The 17,797-nt window shown below is 72.3% G+C and carries 17 protein-coding genes; 13 read left to right on the top strand and 4 right to left on the bottom strand.

Annotated features, from left to right (window positions below):
* Positions 1 to 161 precede the first annotated feature (161 nt).
* Complete coding sequence (locus DWV08_RS08540) at positions 162 to 659, top strand: hypothetical protein (protein ID WP_115413401.1); 498 nt, start codon at positions 162 to 164, stop codon at positions 657 to 659.
* 57 nt (positions 660 to 716) lie between these two features.
* On the opposite strand, the gene DWV08_RS08545 is transcribed toward DWV08_RS08540, so the two are convergent.
* Complete coding sequence (locus tag DWV08_RS08545; RefSeq protein WP_115413402.1) at positions 717 to 1,292, bottom strand: thymidine kinase; 576 nt, start codon at positions 1,290 to 1,292, stop codon at positions 717 to 719.
* Between the two features lie 54 nt (positions 1,293 to 1,346).
* On the opposite strand from DWV08_RS08545, the gene DWV08_RS08550 reads away from it, so the two are divergent.
* The 11 genes from DWV08_RS08550 (at position 1,347) to DWV08_RS08595 (ending at position 14,025) form a co-directional block, all read left to right on the top strand.
* Complete coding sequence (locus DWV08_RS08550; protein ID WP_115413403.1) at positions 1,347 to 1,997, top strand: mismatch-specific DNA-glycosylase; 651 nt, start codon at positions 1,347 to 1,349, stop codon at positions 1,995 to 1,997.
* Positions 1,998 to 2,126: 129 nt separating this feature from the next.
* Positions 2,127 to 2,267: a hypothetical protein gene (locus tag DWV08_RS16895; protein ID WP_164740360.1), complete on the top strand. Its 141-nt coding sequence runs from the start codon at positions 2,127 to 2,129 to the stop codon at positions 2,265 to 2,267.
* Positions 2,264 to 3,481: a YeiH family protein gene (locus DWV08_RS08555; protein WP_115413404.1), complete on the top strand. Its 1,218-nt coding sequence runs from the start codon at positions 2,264 to 2,266 to the stop codon at positions 3,479 to 3,481. The genes DWV08_RS16895 and DWV08_RS08555 overlap by 4 nt, the downstream gene beginning before the upstream one ends.
* Positions 3,482 to 3,684: 203 nt before the next feature.
* On the top strand, positions 3,685 to 4,791 hold the full coding sequence (locus tag DWV08_RS08560) for a baeRF2 domain-containing protein (RefSeq protein ID WP_115413405.1): 1,107 nt from the start codon (positions 3,685 to 3,687) through the stop codon (positions 4,789 to 4,791).
* A gap of 277 nt (positions 4,792 to 5,068) precedes the next feature.
* Positions 5,069 to 6,454 (top strand): TerC/Alx family metal homeostasis membrane protein, encoded by a 1,386-nt coding sequence (locus DWV08_RS08565; protein WP_115413406.1) that lies wholly within the window; start codon positions 5,069 to 5,071, stop codon positions 6,452 to 6,454.
* 65 nt (positions 6,455 to 6,519) lie between these two features.
* Entirely contained in the window at positions 6,520 to 7,431 is a 912-nt protein-coding gene (locus DWV08_RS08570; RefSeq protein ID WP_241237192.1) for a macrolide 2'-phosphotransferase, read from the top strand.
* A gap of 262 nt (positions 7,432 to 7,693) precedes the next feature.
* The gene (locus DWV08_RS17275) at positions 7,694 to 8,659 is read left to right on the top strand and encodes a transglycosylase family protein (RefSeq protein WP_115413407.1); all 966 of its coding nucleotides are present in this window, start codon (positions 7,694 to 7,696) and stop codon (positions 8,657 to 8,659) included.
* A 478-nt stretch (positions 8,660 to 9,137) separates the two neighbouring features.
* Positions 9,138 to 10,604, top strand: coding sequence for an MFS transporter (locus tag DWV08_RS08580; RefSeq protein WP_115413408.1), 1,467 nt, complete (start codon positions 9,138 to 9,140; stop codon positions 10,602 to 10,604).
* Between the two features lie 241 nt (positions 10,605 to 10,845).
* Positions 10,846 to 12,018, top strand: a complete 1,173-nt coding sequence (locus DWV08_RS08585) for a Gfo/Idh/MocA family protein (protein ID WP_115413409.1) — start codon at positions 10,846 to 10,848, stop codon at positions 12,016 to 12,018.
* Positions 12,019 to 12,125: 107 nt separating this feature from the next.
* Positions 12,126 to 12,974: a sugar phosphate isomerase/epimerase family protein gene (locus DWV08_RS08590; protein ID WP_115413410.1), complete on the top strand. Its 849-nt coding sequence runs from the start codon at positions 12,126 to 12,128 to the stop codon at positions 12,972 to 12,974.
* 253 nt (positions 12,975 to 13,227) lie between these two features.
* The gene (locus DWV08_RS08595) at positions 13,228 to 14,025 is read left to right on the top strand and encodes a SurA N-terminal domain-containing protein (RefSeq protein WP_115413411.1); all 798 of its coding nucleotides are present in this window, start codon (positions 13,228 to 13,230) and stop codon (positions 14,023 to 14,025) included.
* Positions 14,026 to 14,107: 82 nt separating this feature from the next.
* On the opposite strand, the gene DWV08_RS08600 is transcribed toward DWV08_RS08595, so the two are convergent.
* The 3 genes from DWV08_RS08600 to DWV08_RS08610 are packed head-to-tail and all read right to left on the bottom strand — an operon-like array spanning position 14,108 to position 17,264.
* Positions 14,108 to 15,616 carry a tripartite tricarboxylate transporter permease gene (locus DWV08_RS08600; protein ID WP_115413412.1) on the bottom strand — a complete coding sequence of 503 codons (1,509 nt, stop codon included), beginning with the start codon at positions 15,614 to 15,616 and terminating at the stop codon, positions 14,108 to 14,110.
* Positions 15,616 to 16,245, bottom strand: coding sequence for a tripartite tricarboxylate transporter TctB family protein (locus DWV08_RS08605; RefSeq protein ID WP_206516698.1), 630 nt, complete (start codon positions 16,243 to 16,245; stop codon positions 15,616 to 15,618). The genes DWV08_RS08600 and DWV08_RS08605 overlap by 1 nt, the downstream gene beginning before the upstream one ends.
* Positions 16,242 to 17,264, bottom strand: a complete 1,023-nt coding sequence (locus tag DWV08_RS08610) for a tripartite tricarboxylate transporter substrate binding protein (RefSeq protein ID WP_115414967.1) — start codon at positions 17,262 to 17,264, stop codon at positions 16,242 to 16,244. Before DWV08_RS08610 ends, DWV08_RS08605 begins: the two co-directional genes overlap by 4 nt.
* Positions 17,265 to 17,413: 149 nt before the next feature.
* Here DWV08_RS08610 and DWV08_RS08615 point away from each other — a divergent pair, with 149 nt between their 5' ends.
* Entirely contained in the window at positions 17,414 to 17,758 is a 345-nt protein-coding gene (locus DWV08_RS08615) for a universal stress protein (protein WP_115413413.1), read from the top strand.
* The last annotated feature ends 39 nt before the right edge of the window (positions 17,759 to 17,797 follow it).

Consider the following 17,797-nt stretch of genomic DNA (forward strand, 5'->3'; position numbering starts at 1 on the left):
GCGCGGCGTCCCTGTCGCGGACGGCCGGGACCGCGCCGCGCGTTCGCCGTCGCCGTCGCGGGCGGGGCGGCCGGTCCGGGGCGGGGGGAGCTCCCCCTCGCGCCGCGCGCCCCGAGCGTCGATACTGGCGGGGAACTCCTTCCCCGGTCCCGGAGAACGCCATGACCACCGCACCGCCGTCCGGCCCCTCCGCCCCGTCCCCGGCCTCCCGTCCCCGCCGCCCGCTCTGGCATTGGCTGCTGCTGGCCGGTGTGGGTGCCGTGGGCCTGCTGGTGGTGGCCGTGCTCGGGGTGATCATCGCGATCCAGCTGCTCACGCGCGGCAATCCGCAGGCCACCCTCGAGGACTACTACTCCTCCCTGGAGACCCAGGACTGCGAGCTGTTCATGGACTCGACCACCGCGGCCTTCCGCGAGGCGGCGGGGGTGACCGGCTGCGACGCCTTCGAGCAGGCCGTCGGCTCGGCCACCAGCATCGACTTCGAGGTCGACGACAGGACCAACCGCCGGGGATACGCCATCTTCACGGTGACCGAGAGGCATCAGGTGGAGGGCCAGGAGCTCGAGGCCACCCTGAGCTACTACGTGCGGCGGATCGACGGCCAGTGGGATCTCGACGGCATCGTGCTGGACGAGATCGACGGCGAGCCCGTGCTCTGAGTCCCACCGCGTCCGGCCGGCCCCCGTCGTCCGACGGGTCCCAGCGGTCGGCCGGTCTCAGCGGTCGGCGACGCGGTGACCGCGGCAGCGGGCCTGGTACGACTCCGCCCCGCCCACCTGCTCCGCCGTGGCGCGCAGCGCCTCCGCACCGTCCTGGACCAGCCGCACGTGGAAGGCCGCGTCGGCCCCGCACACCGTGCACACGGCGGTCAGCTTCACCACCTCCTCCGCGCTCGCCATCAGCGCGGGCAGCGGCGCGAAGGGCTCGCCCTCGTAGGTGACGCACAGGCCGGCCACCACCACGTCGATCCCGCGCTCCAGCAGCTCCTCGAGCACGGGCACGAGGGCCGGGCCGAAGAACTGCGCCTCGTCCAGCGCGAGCAGGTCGGGGCGCGCCCCGGCCATCGTCTCGCGCAGCTGCGCGGCATCGGCCAGCATCCGCGCCGGGGAGCTGCGACCGGCATGCGTGGACAGGCGCCCGGCGCCGCCGCGGTCGTCGAGCCGGTGGCCCACCACCTCGACGTGCAGGCCCGCCAGCTGCGCCCGGTGCACCCGGCGCAGCAGCTCCTCGGTCTTCCCGGCGAACATGGGCCCCGCGATCACGTGCAGGCAGCCGGCGTCGGCGCAGCGCATGCGGCCAGCGTACGACCCCGCGGCCGCCCCCGCGGTGCGCGGTACGGTGAGGCGATGAACGCCCGCCGCCCCTCCCCGCTGGCCGGCCGCCGGCCCACCCGGCAGGAGCTGGCCGCCTTCGCCACCGAGGATCCGGACGCGATCGACGACGTCCTCCCGGACCCGGAGCACGGCGAGACCCTGCGCCTGCTGATCGTGGGGATCAACCCCGGCCTCTGGACCGCCGCGGTCAACGCCCCCTTCGCCCGGCCCGGCAACCGCTTCTGGCCCTCGCTGCACCGGGCCGGGCTCACCGCCCGCGCGGTGGACGCCTCCTACGGCCTCGACCCCGCCGACGAGCGGGACCTGCGCGAACGCGGCATCGGGATCACGAACCTCCTGGGCCGGGCCACGGCGCGCGCGGACGAGCTCGGCCGGGAGGAGCTGCGCGAGGCCGGCCGCCGACTCGTGGCACGGATGGACACCCTGCGCCCCCGCACCGTCGCGATCGCCGGCATCACCGCCTTCCGCCTGGCCTACGACCTCCCCCGCGCCCGGCTGGGCCGGCAGGATCCGGCGCTGGTTCCGGGCTGGCCGGCGGAGGTCGCACTGCACGTGGTCCCCCAGCCCAGCGGTCTGAACGCGCACGCCACGGTCGACTCCCTCGCCGAGGACTGGCGGGCGGTGGCCGACAGCGCGGGTGTCCGGCGCGCGAACGGGGCCTGACCGCGCGGAGACGAGCCGGGGAAGGCCTGGAGGCACCTGCGGTCATCACGGGGGCTTTGGGCGGGCCATGGCTTAGAGTGCCGGGAAGGTCCCGCCCGGCGGGACGCCCCGAGCCCCGAGGAGACCACGGTGAGCTGCACCGAGCGCCCCGACATCCCCGACGACCACAAGCGGTTCTCCCTCGGCGAGGACTGGATCGCGACCCTGGTGGGGCTCGTGCTGTTCGGCGCGTGCATGGCCGGCCTGATCGCCCCGGAGCTGATCCCGTGAGCGCCGCGGAGCGCACCGGCGCCGCCGCGAGCGCCGCCGCCGGACACGGCACCGCCGCAGTGACCGGCACCGCAGAGGGGACCGGCACCGGCGACGGGACGGGCGGTGCCCCGTCCCCGCGGGCGGGGCTCGGGTGGACGGCGGCGGGCCTGGTGATCGTGGTGGGCCTCGCCGGGCTCGTCTCGGTGCTCACCGACCAGGTGCCGGCGCTCACCGAGGGCACCGGCTTCGGCAGGATCGCGAGGTCCATCGAGTACCCCGTGTACGCGATCGCCCTCGGCTTCGCCGCCAACGCCGTGCTCTCGGTGACCGGGGTGCGCCGGCGCATGGCCGCCGCGTTCCGCACCGAGCTGTTCATCAAGGTGGGCCTGGTGCTGCTGGGGGCGAGCGTGAACTTCGCCGTGGTGGTGCGGGCCGCCGGGCCCGCCGTGCTGCAGGCGGTGCTGCTGATCACCGTGGTGTTCGCGTTCACCTGGTGGTTCGCGGGCCTGCTCGGCGTGGACGACAGGCTCCGGGCGCTGCTCGCCTCGGCGCTGTCCATCTGCGGCGTCTCCGCCGCCGTGGCCGCGGCGGGCGCGGTCGAGGCGAAGAAGGAGCAGCTGGCGTACACCGCCACCCTGGTGATCGTCTTCGCGGTGCCGGCGATCTTCCTGCTGCCGTGGCTGGCCGGCCTGATGGGCCTCTCCCCCGCCGTGACCGGAGCCTGGATCGGCGGCAACATCGACACCACCGCCGCGGTCACCGCGGCCGGCGCGGTCGCCGGCGAGCAGCCGCTGCAGATCGCCTCGATCGTGAAGGTCACCCAGAACGCCCTGCTGGGCGTGGTCGCCGTGCTGCTCACCCTCTACTTCTCCGTCAAGGTCGCGGGCGATGCCGCCGGGGGCGCGCGCCGGTTCGGCGACCGACGCTCGCTGGCGATGCTCTGGCAGCGCTTCCCGAAGTTCGTGCTCGGCTTCCTGCTCGCCTCGGTCGTGGCCACCGTGCTGGCGGAGTCGATGCCCGCCGCGCTGCTCGAGCCGCGCCAGGACGCGGCCAAGGAGCTGCAGGTCTGGGCGCTCACCCTCGCCTTCGTCTCGATCGGCCTGGAGTTCGACGCGGGCAGCATCAAGGAGGCGGGCTGGAAGCCGATCGCGGTGTTCGCCGCCGCCACCCTCGTGAACCTGGTGGTGGGCCTGGGACTCGCCGTGCTCCTCTTCCGCGGATTCACCTTCTGAGCCCGCCCGTCGGCTCACCGGCCCCTCCCGCGCCGGGAACCGCCTCGCGGCGGGGTCGCCGCCCGGTCGGCGCCGTGGCCGGGAGGCCGCGGAATCGCTTGCGGCGCCCTGCCCCGCGTGGAATGGTTGAGCGGACCCAGGTGGGGCGCTGATGCCGAACCGGTCGTGAGGTGCCCCGCACGTCGAGCATGCTGGAGGTCCCTGTGAAACTGCCCTGGCTCACGCCCGTCCTCGACCGCCACGGTCCCCTCGTCTCGGTGCATCTCGACACCACGCGCACCGATCCCTCGGCGGCCTCCGAGCTCGAGGCACGGTGGGCGCAGATGCGCTCCCGGCTCGCGGCCGACGGCACTCCGTCGGCCCTGCTCGCCGAGATCGAGGAGTCCGTGCTGACCCCCTCGCCTCTCGGAGGCCGCCACGGGCGCTCGGTGTTCGCCTCCGACGACGGGATCCTCGTGGACCGGGTGCTGCCGGCGCCGCCGCTGCACGAATCCGCCCACCGCGGCGAGTTCCCGCAGCTGCTGCCGCTGCTGCAGCTGATCCCGTTCGCCGTGAGCCAGCTGCTGGTGGTGGTGGACCGCGCGGGAGCGGACCTGCACCTGAGGGCGCCGGAGAACCCCTCGATCGCGCACGGACCGAACGGGCTCGGCGAGGACGCGACGGTGGAGGGCGGCCACGACGTCCTGCACAAGGCGAGCGTGGGCGGAGGGCCGCAGCACGGCTGGCGGGCCGACAACTTCGAGGCCCGGGTGGAGGACTCCTGGGAGCGCAACGCCGACGCCGTGGCCGAGGCGGTCGAGCGGGTCCTGCGCACGCGGAACGTCGACATGGTGATGGTCAGCGGGGACGTGCGGGCGCTGGGACTGCTCCGCGACGCCCTGGGGCGGGAGACCCGTGAGCGGCTGATCGAGGTCTCCGGCGGCTCCCGCGGCGCCCCGCTGGACCGGGGCCCGTTCCGCGAGGAGATCGGCCGCGCCACCGAGGAGTTCATCGCGGGGCGGCAGCGCGACCTCGCCGAGCGGTTCCACGAGAGCCAGGCCCGCGACGGCGCCTCCGTCGGCGGCGCGGCAGAGGTCTCCCAGGCCCTCGCCCGCGGCCAGGTCGAGGAGCTGGTGTTCGTCAGCGGGCACGAGCCAGCCGGCATCGAGGAGCTGCTGCGCGCCGCACTCGCCACCGACGCCGCCGTGTCCGCACTGCGCGAGGAGACCGCGAGGATCCCCGAGGGCGTGGGGGCGCTGCTGCGCTGGCGCGACGGGACCACGCCGTCCAACAGCATCGGGTCGATGTCCGGCGACTCCCGGCGGGAGTGACCCGGCCGCGGCCCGAGGCCGGGGCCCTCCGGCCGGCGGTCCCAGGCGCCTCGGCCCCCACCCCGTGCGGCGCGCGCCGCACGGGGTGATCCTCCACGCTCGGCGGCCGGGCGCGCGGGCGCGCCGTGTAGACTGGCCCGCGGCAACGGGGGAGTATCCGTCGCGCTGCGCCCGTCATCACGGGGACTGACGACGGTCCTCCGGGCGCAGCGGCCCGTCCGGGAGACCGGCGGGCGGAGAGACCCGGGTCCATCACGCGACCCTGGAGAACCCCCTCATGACCGTCTCCCCCACGATCTGGATCCTCACGATCGTCCTGATCGTCGGCCTGCTGGCCTTCGACTACATCTTCCACGTGCGCAAGGCGCACATCCCCACGATCCGCGAGGCGGCGATCTGGTCCGCCATCTACGTGGGCGTCGCCCTGCTGTTCGGCGTGGGCGTGTTCGTCCTCGGCGACAGCACCATGGGCACCGAGTACTTCGCCGGGTACGTCACCGAGAAGGCCCTCTCGGTGGACAACCTCTTCGTGTTCCTCGTGATCATGAGCGCGTTCTCCGTGCCTCGCGAGGACCAGCAGAAGGTGCTGCTGTTCGGCATCACCTTCGCGATCATCGCCCGCACCGGCATGATCCTGGCGGGCGCCGCCGCGATCGAGGCCTTCGCCTGGGCGTTCTACATCTTCGGCGCGATCCTGCTGTACACCGCCGCGAAGATGCTGCTGGAGGAGTTCAAGGACGAGGAGAAGGAGCAGGGGGATGCGCTCTTCGTCCGCCTGGTGAAGAAGGTCCTCCCCGCCACCGACGAGTTCGACGGCGACCGCCTGTTCACGATCGAGAACGGCAAGCGCGTGCTCACCCCGATGCTGCTGGTGATGATCGCCATCGGCGGCACCGACCTGCTGTTCGCCCTCGACTCCGTCCCGGCGATCTTCGGCCTCACCCAGAACACCTACATCGTGTTCACGGCCACCGTCTTCTCGCTGCTGGGGCTGCGGCAGCTGTACTTCCTCATCGACGGGCTGCTCGACCGCCTGGTGTACCTCTCCTACGGCCTGTCCCTCATCCTCGCGTTCATCGGTGTGAAGCTCGTGATCCACGCCCTGCACGAGAACGATCTGGGCTTCATCAACGGCGGCGAGCCGGTGCACGCGATCCCCGAGATCACCACGTCCCTGTCCCTCACCGTGATCATCGGCGTCCTCACCATCACGGTGCTCGCCTCCCTGATGTCCCCCAAGGGTCGCGCGCAGGCGGCCGTCAACGATGCGCACCGCGAGGCGCAGGCCTACCTCGAGATGACCTACGCGGAGTTCGAGCGGAAGCGCGACGCGATGTACGACCGCATGATCGCGCACGAGAAGATCATCGACGGCCTGCCGGAGAGGTTCCAGGGCATGGTCGTGGCGGAGAAGAACGTGCGCGAGCTGCTGGCGGACGCCCACCTTGTCCACGACCGTCGCACCGAGTTCAACGAGCGCGGCGAGCGCTCGGACGAGCAACCCGACGGCCTCGTGGTCACCCGGCCCGACGGCACGGTCGCGACCGACCCCAGCGGCACCGTGATCACGGTGGCCCGGGAGAAGGAGCTGCGGGAGGCGAAGGAGGCCAAGCGGCGCGAGCGCGAGCAGGCCCGCGCCGAGCACGCCGCCGCGCGCGACTGACCGGCTCCGCACGGGGGCGCGACGCCGGCCTCGCCGGCGGCGCGCCCCCGTGCCAGACTGGACGGGTGCCCGAGGACCTCTCCCCCGCCGATCGCGAGGCTCTGCTGCGCCTCGCCGCCGCCCACCAGCTGGACCTCGATCCCGCGAGCCTCCGCACCGAGGAGATGGGGCTCGACTTCCGCGTGGCCTTCGGCCGCACGGTCGACGGCGAGGACTGGGTGCTGCGGATTCCCCGCCGCCCGGATGTGCTGGCGCGCGCCGAGGTGGAGGGACGGCTGCTGGACCTGGTCCGCCCTCGCCTCGACGTCGCCGTCCCCGACTGGCAGGTCCGCTCCGAGGAGCTGATCGCCTACCCCCTCCTGCCCGGCGAACCCGGGCTGTCCCTCACTGCCGAGGGCGGCGTGACCTGGACCGTCCCGCAGGATTCGCGGGTGTACGCCGCCGCCCTGGGAGACCTGCTGGCGCAGCTGCACGCCGTCGACGCGGACGCCGCCGCCCGCACCGGGGTCGAGGTGCTCGAGCCCCATGCCCTGCGCCCGCGCCGGCACGCGGACCTGGAGCGGGTCGCCGCCCACTTCTCGATCGCCCCGGCGCTGCGGGAGCGCTGGGAGCAGTGGCTGGCGGACGACGCGCTGTGGCCCGATCACACCGTCCTCACCCACGGCGAGATCTACCCGGCCCACACCCTGGTGCGCGACGAACGCATCACGGCGGTGCTCGACTGGACCACGGCCGCGGTCACCGATCCGGCGACGGATCTGATGTTCCTGGCGTCGAGCGCTCCGCAGGAGGTGTTCGAGGTGGCGCTGGAGCACTACACGGCCGGTGGCGGCCGGCCCTGGCCCCGGATCGCCGAGCACTGCGCGGCGATGCTCTCCGCCTCCCCGCTCGCCTACGGCCTCTACGCGCTGGAGACCGGCGAGGAGGAGCATCGGGCGGCCGCCGCGGCGGCGCTCGACCCGCCGACGGAGAGCTGACCCCCAGCGACCGTTCAGGGACGTGACCTGGCGGACACCGCGAGGTCAATGATCACAAAACCATCACGACCCTGCACAGGTTGCGCATCACCGCAGGTCGCAGCGGCCCCATGGGCCGACGCCGGTGCCATGAACACTGACAATCCGGGTCAAGACTGCGCCAGGTGCCCCCGCGCCCCCTTGTCCGCCCCGGGGCCCCATCCCCTAGGTTGGCCGCCGTTCGTCACCGCGAGATACGCGAGAGATGCGAAAGGACGTGGTCATGCCCACGCACAGCACGCACGCCACCCGGACCTCCAAGGCCGCGCTCATGCGCCGAGGCCTCACCCGCTCCGCCGTCGCCCTGGCCGGCGGCGCCGTGGTCGCCTCCGGGATGCTGGTGGCCACCTCCACCTCTGCCAGCGCCGCCACTGGCTGGGACGAGGTCGCCGCCTGCGAGTCGGGCGGGGACTGGTCGATCAACACCGGCAACGGCTACTACGGCGGACTGCAGTTCTCGCAGTCCTCCTGGGAGGCCGCCGGTGGCCTGCAGTACGCCGAGCGCGCCGATCTCGCCTCCAAGAGCGAGCAGATCGCGGCGGCGGAGACCCTGCTGAGCATGCAGGGTGCGGGCGCCTGGCCGAACTGCGGCGTGGCCCTCAGCGGCGGCGCCGACACCTCCGGCGCCCCCAGCGCCGAGCAGGAGGAGCAGCAGGCCTCCGAGCAGGAGTCCACCTCACAGGAGTCCACCGAGAGCCGCGAGCAGGAGCAGCAGTCCACCCGCTCCACCGAGCGCGAGAGCTCCGCGCCGCAGGGCGACTGGAGCTGCGACGGCGACGGCATCGCCGACAACTGCGACGAGAACGGCTTCACCAAGGAGACCGCGCCTGCCGAGGAGCCGGCTCAGGAGCCGGCCGAGCAGGCCGCCCCGCAGGCCTCCGAGCAGGGCGCTCCGGGCTCGAAGGCCACGCCGGACCTGTCGGTGGCCGGCACGCTCGAGGTCGACGGGACGATGGGCCCGAAGACCATCACCGCCCTCCAGGACTGGCTGGGCGTTGAGCAGACCGGCGAGATGGATGAGGAGACCACCCTCGCGCTCCAGGCCTGGGCGAAGACCTCCCAGGACGGCGTGATCGGCGAGAACACCGTCGCCGGCCTCCAGCACGAGATCGGCGCCACCCAGAACGGCTCCGACGAGATCGACGAGGGCACCGTGGAGGTCCTGCAGACCTTCCTCAACCTCTACTGAGGATCGCCCCTCCACCCGAGGTTCTCCGCCTCGCGCCTCGTCCCTCCGGGAGCGACGCGCGCGGCACGACCTCGCCGCACGGCCGGGCCACCCCCACGGGTGGCCCGGCCGCTGCACGTGGCGGCACGGCCGCTGCGTGTGGCCGCCGGCCCCGGCTCGCCCCAGCTCGCGCTACGACGCGCGATGGCAACAGGCGGCATTCTGCACCCCTTCGCCACCGCTGCGCCTCGCAGGCACCCCACCCTCTCCCCGCGCGTCGATCCGAGAATCGGCCCGCCACCTGCTGAGAACCTCGGGAAAGCTTTTTCCTGCTAAGGTGGCGCCGGATGCAACGACTGGCAACTCGCCCCTCCGCTCATGGCAACTGGCCAGACTTCGAGCATTCGTCCAGCCCCTCAGCTGGACCCCGCGGACCCGCGCCGCCCCGCCTCCCGGCGACGGCCGCCCGCGCATCTCGAGGACGAGTCGGAGGAGCACGATGACGAGCACCCACACCCCCCATCCCGCGACGGAGCCGCCGTCGCCGCAGACCCCGGTCCAGGTCGCCACGCGACCGTTCGGCTGGCGGGACAAGATCGGCTACATGTTCGGCGACTGGGGGAACGACTTCACGTTCCTCCTCCAGTCCACCTTCTTCCTGATCTTCTACACCAACGTGATGGGCATCAACGCCGCACACGTGGGCACACTGCTCTTCGCCGCGCGCCTGCTGGACGCCTTCACCGACGTGGGTGCGGGCCGCCTCATCGACACCCTGCGCCCCGGCCGCTCCGGTCGCTTCAAGCCCTGGCTGCTGCGGATCATGATCCCGGTGACCGGCGCCGCCTTCCTCATGTTCTCCCCCTTCGTGGCCGACGGCGCCTACGGCACCCGCCTGGCATGGATGATCGTCACCTACCTTCTGTGGGGCTCGGTCTTCTACACCCTGATCAACATCCCCTACGGCTCGATGGCCTCGGTGATCTCCAACGATCCCGGGCACCGCGCCTCGCTGTCCGTGTTCCGCTCCCTGGGGGCGACCCTCGCCAACATCGCCATCTCGGTGATCCTGCCGCTGATCGTGTTCGTGCAGGTCTCGGGCCAGTCGACGATGGACGGCACCCGCATGATGTGGGCGGCGCTCGGCTGCGCGGTGCTGGGCGTGCTCTGCTACCTGCTGTGCTTCGTGAACGTCGAGGAGCGCATCACCACGCCGCCGAAGGAGCGCGCGGATCGCCAGAGCCTGTGGGCGGCGCTCGGCACGATGCTCACCAACCGCGGCCTCACCGGGCTGATCGTCACCGCACTGTTCATGCTCGTCGCCTTCATGATGTTGGGCGGCATGATGCCGTACATGCTCAACGAGTACTTCAACGACGGCCAGCTGCTGAGCATCGTGAACTTCGTGGGCCTGGCCCCCACCCTTCTGCTGGTCCCCGTCGCCGCGAAGCTCGCGAAGACCTTCGGCAAGCGCGAGGTGGGCATCGTGGGACTCGTCCTCGCCGTGGCCTCCGGCGTGGTGCTGTTCGTGCTCCGCACCGACAGTCCGTACGTGTTCATGGTGGGTTACGCGCTGCTGATGCTCGGCGTCTCCGCGCTGAACATCCTCATCTGGGCCTTCATCACGGACGTCATCGATCTGCAGGAGATCCGCACCGGGGAGCGCAACGACGCGACCGTGTACGGCATGTACTCCTGGTCCCGCAAGCTCGGCCAGGCCATCGCGGGCGGCCTCACCGGCTGGGCGCTGGGCTGGATCGGCTACGAATCCGGCGGCGTGGTCCAGACCCAGTCCGTGCTCGACGGCATCTACACCCTCGGCACCCTGGTCCCGGCGCTGCTCCTGGCGGCCTCGCTGCTGGCGCTGCTGTTCTGGTACCCGCTGTCCAAGAAGCGGGTGGACGAGAACGTCGCGGTCCTCGCCGAGCGCCACGCCTCCGCAGCCTCCACCACCGAGCAGTCCTGAGCCTCGCGGCTCGACGGCCCTGCACGGGGCCGTCGAGCCGTATAGGCTCGTCGACGGCGGCAACCGCATTCCCGTCGGGCTCGCCGTGTCCCGCTTCGCGCGGGACGGGCCGCAGGCCTCGACGCCGTCGCGCGCCGCCCGTCCCACCACGCCGCCGTCGCATCACCTGCCGCGCCCCTCGGGCGCGGCTCCCGCATCCACCGCACCACCCACCACCCACCACCACAGGAACGGAGACACCATGTCGGAGAAGACCGTCCGCCTCGGCATCATCGGATACGGCGCCCAGGGCGGCATGTACGCCGGCGTCATCAGCGACGGGAAGGTCGAGGGGATGAGCCTCGGCGCGATCGCGGACACCGACCCCGCCAAGAAGGAGCTCGCCGCCGAGAAGCACCCGGACGTGCCCTTCTACGACGACTACCTCGCCATGCTCGACTCCGGCGACGTCGACGCCGTGGTCACCACGGTGCCGCACTACCTGCACCCGGAGATGACCATCACCGCGCTCGGCAAGGGGATCCACACCCTCACCGAGAAGCCCGCCGGCGTGTACACGAAGCAGGTCGAGGAGATGAACGCCTTCGCGGCGGCCCATCCAGAGACCACCTTCGCGATCATGTTCAACCAGCGCACCAACCCCGTCTACACCGACCTCAAGGCGCTGATCGACTCCGGCGAGCTCGGGGCGCTGCGCCACACCTCCTGGATCATCACTTCCTGGTGGCGCCCGCAGGGCTACTACGACCAGTCCGCCTGGCGCGCCACCTGGGGCGGCGAGGGCGGCGGCGTGCTGGTGAACCAGGCACCCCACCAGCTGGACCTGTGGCAGTGGCTGGCCGGCGCGCCGAAGAAGGTGTTCGCGAAGCTCGCCTTCGGCTTCCGGCGCGACATCGCCACCGAGGACGAGGTCAATGCCCTGGTCGACTTCGGCGACGGGGTCACCGGCCACTTCATGACCTCCACCAACGACGTGATCGGCACCGACCGCCTCGAGCTGCTGTTCGACAAGGGCAAGGTGGTGGTCGACAAGTCCACCAAGGTCACCGTGTACCGCCTCTCCGAGGACGAGCGGGTCCTCTCCGAGAAGATGACCATGCAGGAGGTGTCCCAGCTGTTCCGCGGCGAGCTGGATCCCTCCACGCTCTACACGGTGGAGGAGAAGGAGTACGAGTCCGCCTGGGGCGTCCAGCACATCGAGGTGCTCACCAACTTCGCCGCCCACGTCAACCACGGCACGCCGCTGATCGCCGACGGCGCGGAGGGCCTGAACGGCGTGCGCCTCGCCTCCGGCATGCAGCTCTCGGCCTGGACCGGCCGCGAGATCGACCTGGTCGACTACCCCGCCGAGGAGTACCTCGCCGAGCTGAACGCCCGCATCGAGGAGGAGGGGACGTTCCCCACCCGCTCCTGAGAGTCCTCTGCCCCGGGCCGGCCCGTCGTCAGCACGCCGCCGGCCCGCGGCGCCCCTCTCCGCACGTCGCCCACCCCGCACCACCGCCACCCACGAAGGAGTACCCCATGCCCGTCCTCGGACTCCAGCTCATGATGCTCAAGGACCAGATCAACGAGACAGGGATGTACGAGGTGCTGCGCCAGGTGCGCGAGCTCGACATCGACGCCGTCGAGGTCTCCCAGGTGGAGATGACCGACCAGCTCATCGACGACCTCGTGCGGGGTCGGGAGGAGCTCGGCGTGGAGACCGCGGCGATGAGCGCCTCGATCGCGCCCGGCGGCAACGGCTTCGCGCTCGAGACCGAGTTCGACCGCGCCGTGGACGCCTGCCGCCGCACCGGTGCCCGCTTCCTGCGCATCGGCATGATGCCGTTCAGCGCGATGACGTCTAAGGAGGCCTGCGAGGAGTGGGCCGCCTCGGTGGAGCCGTACGCGGCCCGACTGGCGGAGCAGGGAGTGACGCTCTGCTACCACAACCACCACGTGGACCTCATCCAGTTCGACGGCGAGCGCATCTTCGACATCGTGCGCCGGGTGGCCCCGTCGCTGCTGTTCGAGGTGGACCTGCACTGGGTGCAGCGCGGCGGGATGGCCCCGCTGGACATGCTCGAGGCGTACACGGGCGCCTGCAAGCTCATCCACGTCAAGGACTTCCGCATCGCTCCCCTTCCCGCCGACGCGGTGGAGAAGATGGAGGCCGGGGAGATGGACAGGAAGGCGTTCTACGACGTGTTCCTCTCCCTGTCCCAGTTCGCGGAGGTGGGCCAGGGCAACATGAACTGGCCCGCGCTGCTGCCGGCGGCGGAGAAGGCCGGCGCCGAGTACTTCCTCATCGAGCAGGACGACACCTACGGCCGCGACCCGCTGGACTGCATCCGCGAGTCCCGCGAGTACCTGCGCTCGATCGGGTACTGACCCGCCCCCGCGCTCCGCTCCGGCGCCCGGCCCCGTGCACGCACGGGACCGGGCGCCGTGCTGTGTGCCGAGGGGGCGCAGCCCGTCGGCACGCCGCATTCCGGCGGCACCGGGCCCGGGGCGGCGCGGTGGGGGCAGGGGCGAGACACATCGCACGGAATGCCGTTTCCTGACCGGGTTCTGGGTGCTCCCGGAACGCGCCTCCAGGGTTCGGGGCGTAGCGTCGCCCGCGCCCACGACCACAGGAGGCACAGTGAAGGTTCCCAGCTCCCGAGCCCTTCGGCGCACCCTCGCGGCGCTCACGCTCACCACGGCCCTCGCCGTCACCGGATGCAGCGGCGATCAGGCCGCGACGTCGGGTGCGAGCGATGGCGGCGGCCAGGCGCCGGCGGCCAGCGACGGCGGCGGTCAGCCCGCCGCCGGCGAGCAGGCGGCGCCCGAGGCCGATCTCTCGGACGTCCCGGACGTCGTCGCGACCGTGAACGACGAGGAGATCACCAAGGACGAGTTCACCGCGGCCTACGAGGGCCAGCTCCAGCAGGCCGCGGCCCAGCAGCAGACCACCGGCGAGGAGGTGGACCAGGCCGCGCTCAAGGAGCAGGTGGCGAATCAGCTGGTGGACAACCGGCTGCTCCAGCAGGGCGCGGAGGACGCCGGCGTCGAGGCGTCCGACGAGGACATCGACGCCATGCTCGAGCAGATCGCCCAGCAGAACGGCCTGGGCTCTGCCGACGAGGTGGTCTCCGCCCTCGAGCAGCAGGGCATGAGCGAGGAGCAGGTGCGCGAGGACGCCGCCACCCAGGTGGAGCTCACCACCTTCATCGAGCAGGAGGCGGACGTCCAGGAGCCCTCGGACGAGGAGCTGAAGGAGCAGTACGACGCGATGCTCGAGCAGCAGGAGGAGGCCGGCGGGGACACCTCCCAGGTGCCCCCGTTCGAGGAGGTGCGGGACCAGCTCGCCCAGCAGGCGGTCTCCCAGCAGCAGAACGAGGCCGCGGCCTCGCTCGCGCAGGAGCTGCGGGAGAGCGGGGACGTGACGATCCACCTGTGAGCCGCGCTCCCGCACCGTGATCGACGACGAGTCCCCTCCGCCAGGCGGCGGAGGGGACCCGTCGGCGTCCGGCGAGGGCGGCTCACACGTCGCGTCGGGTCCGGGAGCGTACGGCCGTGCGCACGGAGAGCGCGATCACGGCGGCGAGCAGGGTGTAGATCACGATCGCGATGGGGCTGGAGACCAGCACCCGCGGATCGCCCACGGAGGAGAGCAGCGCATCGCGCAGCGAGGTCTCCGCCAGCGGACCCAGCACCATCCCGATCATCAGCGGCGCCACCGGGTAGTCGTACCGGCGCATCAGGAAGCCGACCACGCCGATCGCCAGCAGCAGCACCAGGTCGAAGACGGCGCCGGAGGTGGCCCAGATCCCCAGCCCGCAGAACAGCGCGATCCCGCCGTACAGGTGGGGCTTGGGGATCAGCAGCAGCTTCGCCCACAGCCGGGCGAAGGGCATGTTGATGACCAGCAGCACCACCATCGCCAGGAAGAAGCTGGCCAGCAGCGCCCACACCAGGTCGGCGCTGTTCTCGAACAGCAGCGGCCCGGGCTGGAGCCCGTACTGCCGGAAGGCGGCCAGCATGATCGCGGCGGTCGCGGAGACGGGCAGGCCGAGCGCCAGCAGGGCACCCATCGCCATGCCCGTGGTGGCGTTGCCGGCCGCCTCCGGCGCGGCCAGGCCGCGGATCGCTCCCTTGCCGAACATCGGGTTCCTGCGGCGGCGGTCGATGCGCCGCTCCGCCTCGTAGGCGAGGAAGGTGGGCACCTCGGCGCCGCCGGCCGGGATCACGCCGAAGGGCAGCCCGATCGCGGTGCCGCGGGCCCAGGCCGGGGCGGCGTCGACGAACTCCGCGCGGCTGAGGAACGGGCGCCCCTTCGCCCCGCGGATCTCGAGGTCCTCCGTGTCGCGGCGCACACGGGAGGCGATGAACAGCACCTCGCCCAGGGCCAGGATCGCCACCGTCACCGTCACCAGGGAGACGCCGTCGAACACCTGGGGCAGCCCCATCGTGTACCGCGGCAGGCCGGAGACGCCGTCCACGCCGATCACCGTGATGCCGATGCCCACGATCAGCGCCGCCAGGCCCTTGAGGACGTTGTCCGAGACCACCGAGGAGGTGGCGACGAAGGCGAACAGCGCCAGGGCGAAGAACTCCGGCGGTCCGAAGGCGGAGGAGAGCGCCACCAGCGTGGGTGCCAGGAACACCACCAGCGCGGAGGCGACCATGCCGCCCACGAAGGCCCCGATCGCGGCCGTGGCCAGCGCCTGCGGCGCCCGGCCGTCGTTCGCCATCCGGTGGCCCTCGAAGGTGGAGGCGATCGCGGAGGCCTGCCCGGGGGTGTTCAGCAGGATCGCCATCGTGGAGTCGCCGAAGAGGCCGCCGAAGTACACGCCGGCGAAGAGGATGAAGGCCGCGGTGGGGTCCAGGGCGAAGGTCATCGGCAGCAGCAGCGCCACCGCCATCGAGGACCCCAGCCCGGGCAGCACGCCCACGGCCGTGCCGAGCAGGCAGCCCACGAGCACCCACAGCAGGTTCATCGGGGTGAGGGCCCCGGCGAAGCCCTGCATCAGCAGATCGATCTGTTCCATCAGAAACCCCCTCCCAGGAGGCCGGAGGGCAGGTTCAGGCCCAGTCCGGTGCCGAAGACCAGGTAGATGAGCGAGCTGAGGAACAGCGCGATCAGGATGTCGAAGAGCGGTCGGCGGGAGCCGAACCCGTGCGCGGTGCACCAGAACACGAGCGCGCCGGCGAGGATCCACCCCAGCCACGGCAGCAGCACGGCGAAGGCGAGGAACCCGCCCACCACCCAGGCCAGCGAGACGAAGTCCGAGTGGGTGCGGTCGCGGCGCCCGGGGGTCTCGGGGACGGGCTCCGGGGTGCGCAGCACGCCCAGGGCGAGCAGGGCGGCGAGTACCAGACCCACCGTTCCGAGCAGCACGGGGAAGAACCGCGGGCCGGGGAAGTCGGTCTCGGCGGCGGGGATAAGGGCCGCGCCGACGAGCAGGAACACGCTGAAGGCGGCGAGCAGGCCGGGCATGAGCAGGCCCGAGCGCCCGTGCCAGAAGCCGTGCTCCGTCTCCTGCGGGGCCCCGTCGGCCGCGGCGGTGCCAGGGGCGGTGGCACCCGGTGCGGCGGCGTCGGTCTCCGCCGCATCGGGCGCGGCGGCGTCGGGCGCAGCGGCGTCCCGGGAGGCGCCGGCGGGGGTGTGGTCGGTCATCCGCGGATCTCCTCGAACAGTGCGGCGATGCGCTCGGTCTCGGACTCGATGTAGTCCACCAGCTCGTCGTGCCCCAGGGGCACCTCGCGCCAGGAGTAGCGCTGCACGGCGTCCTTCCACTCGGGGGTGGCCGTCGCCTCCTCCACCAGCGCCTCGAGCTCGGCGATCTCCTCGTCGGTGGTGATCGGTGGGGCGAACAGGGCGCGCCAGTTGGTGAGCGTCACGTCGTAGCCGAGCTCCGGCAGGGCGGGGAGGTCCACGCCCTCCAGGCGCTCGGGCGCGACGATGCCGAGGCCGCGCAGACGCCCCGCCTCCACCTGCGGCAGCATGTCCGCGAAGCCGCCGGCGGTGGCCTGCGCAGTGCCGTTGAGCAGCGCCTGGATGGCCTCGCCGCCGCCGTCGGAGGGGATGTAGGTGGTCTCGCCGGGATCCACCCCGGCGGCGAGCGCGAGGTCGGTCATCACCAGCTGGTCGAAGGAGCCGCCGCCGGTCCAGGCCAGGTGCGCGGGGTCCTCCTGCCAGGCCTCGACCAGCGAGTCGAGGTCCTGGTGCGGGGAGTCCGCCGGGACGGTGATCATCGCGAACTCCTCGACCACCCGTGCGATCGGGGTGACGTCCTCGATCTGCGACTCGGTGCCGAACTGGATCTGGGCGGCGATCTGGCCGGTGCCGCCCACCATCAGCATGTTGGGGCGGTTCTGCTGGGCGACGTTGCCGATCGCGATGGTGCCGCCCGCCCCGGGCACGTTGACCACCTGCACGTTGCCCACCAGGGAGTGGGCGCGCATCGCCTGCTGCAGCTCGCGCTGGAAGGCGTCCCAGCCGCCGCCCGCGGCCGCGGGGGCGACGAGGGTGAGGTTGGACCGGACGTCCGTGCCGCTGGAGCCGTCGCGGATCGACTGGTAGGCGGCCGCGCCGATCACGGGGACGGCGAGGACGCCGAAGCCGATGCTGAGGGCCCGGCGGCGGGTGGGTGTAGACGGGGACCGCGGAGGGTCCTCCTGCTCCGAGGGTGCGATGTCACGTCTCCTTCGTCCGGCGCGCTGCACGGCCTCGGCAGGCGCCACGGTGCGCTGGTCGGACAGTGTAAACACGATCGGCCGGACCGTCGGGCCGACGGTCCGCCGATCGGCTAGGGTGCCCGCACGGACAACCCGAAGGAGCTCCCATGTCAGTCCTCGTCGCCGGCACCGACACTCCCGCGGGCCGTGCCGCGTACCGCTTCGCGATCGAGGAGGCGCGCCGCCGCGGGGAGGATCTGATCGTCTTCGCGCTCGACGGCACCCACCTCCCCTCCGAAGAGCTCGGCGACGTCGCCGAGACCGTCGAGTTCCCGGACGAGCGCTCGCAGTCCCACACCGGGGACCTCATCGACCGCGCCGAGGGGGAGGACGTCTCCGTGCTGGTGATCGGGGTGCGGCACCGTTCGGCCGTCGCGAAGCTGTTCCTGGGCTCCTCCGCGCAGGAGATCATCCTCGAGGCGAACAAGCCGGTGCTCTGCGTCAAGGCATGACGGAGCGGCCGGTCCGGGCTCCGCGACGGAGCCGGGACC

The organism is Brachybacterium saurashtrense (assembly GCF_003355475.1).
GTDB lineage: Bacteria > Actinomycetota > Actinomycetes > Actinomycetales > Dermabacteraceae > Brachybacterium > Brachybacterium saurashtrense.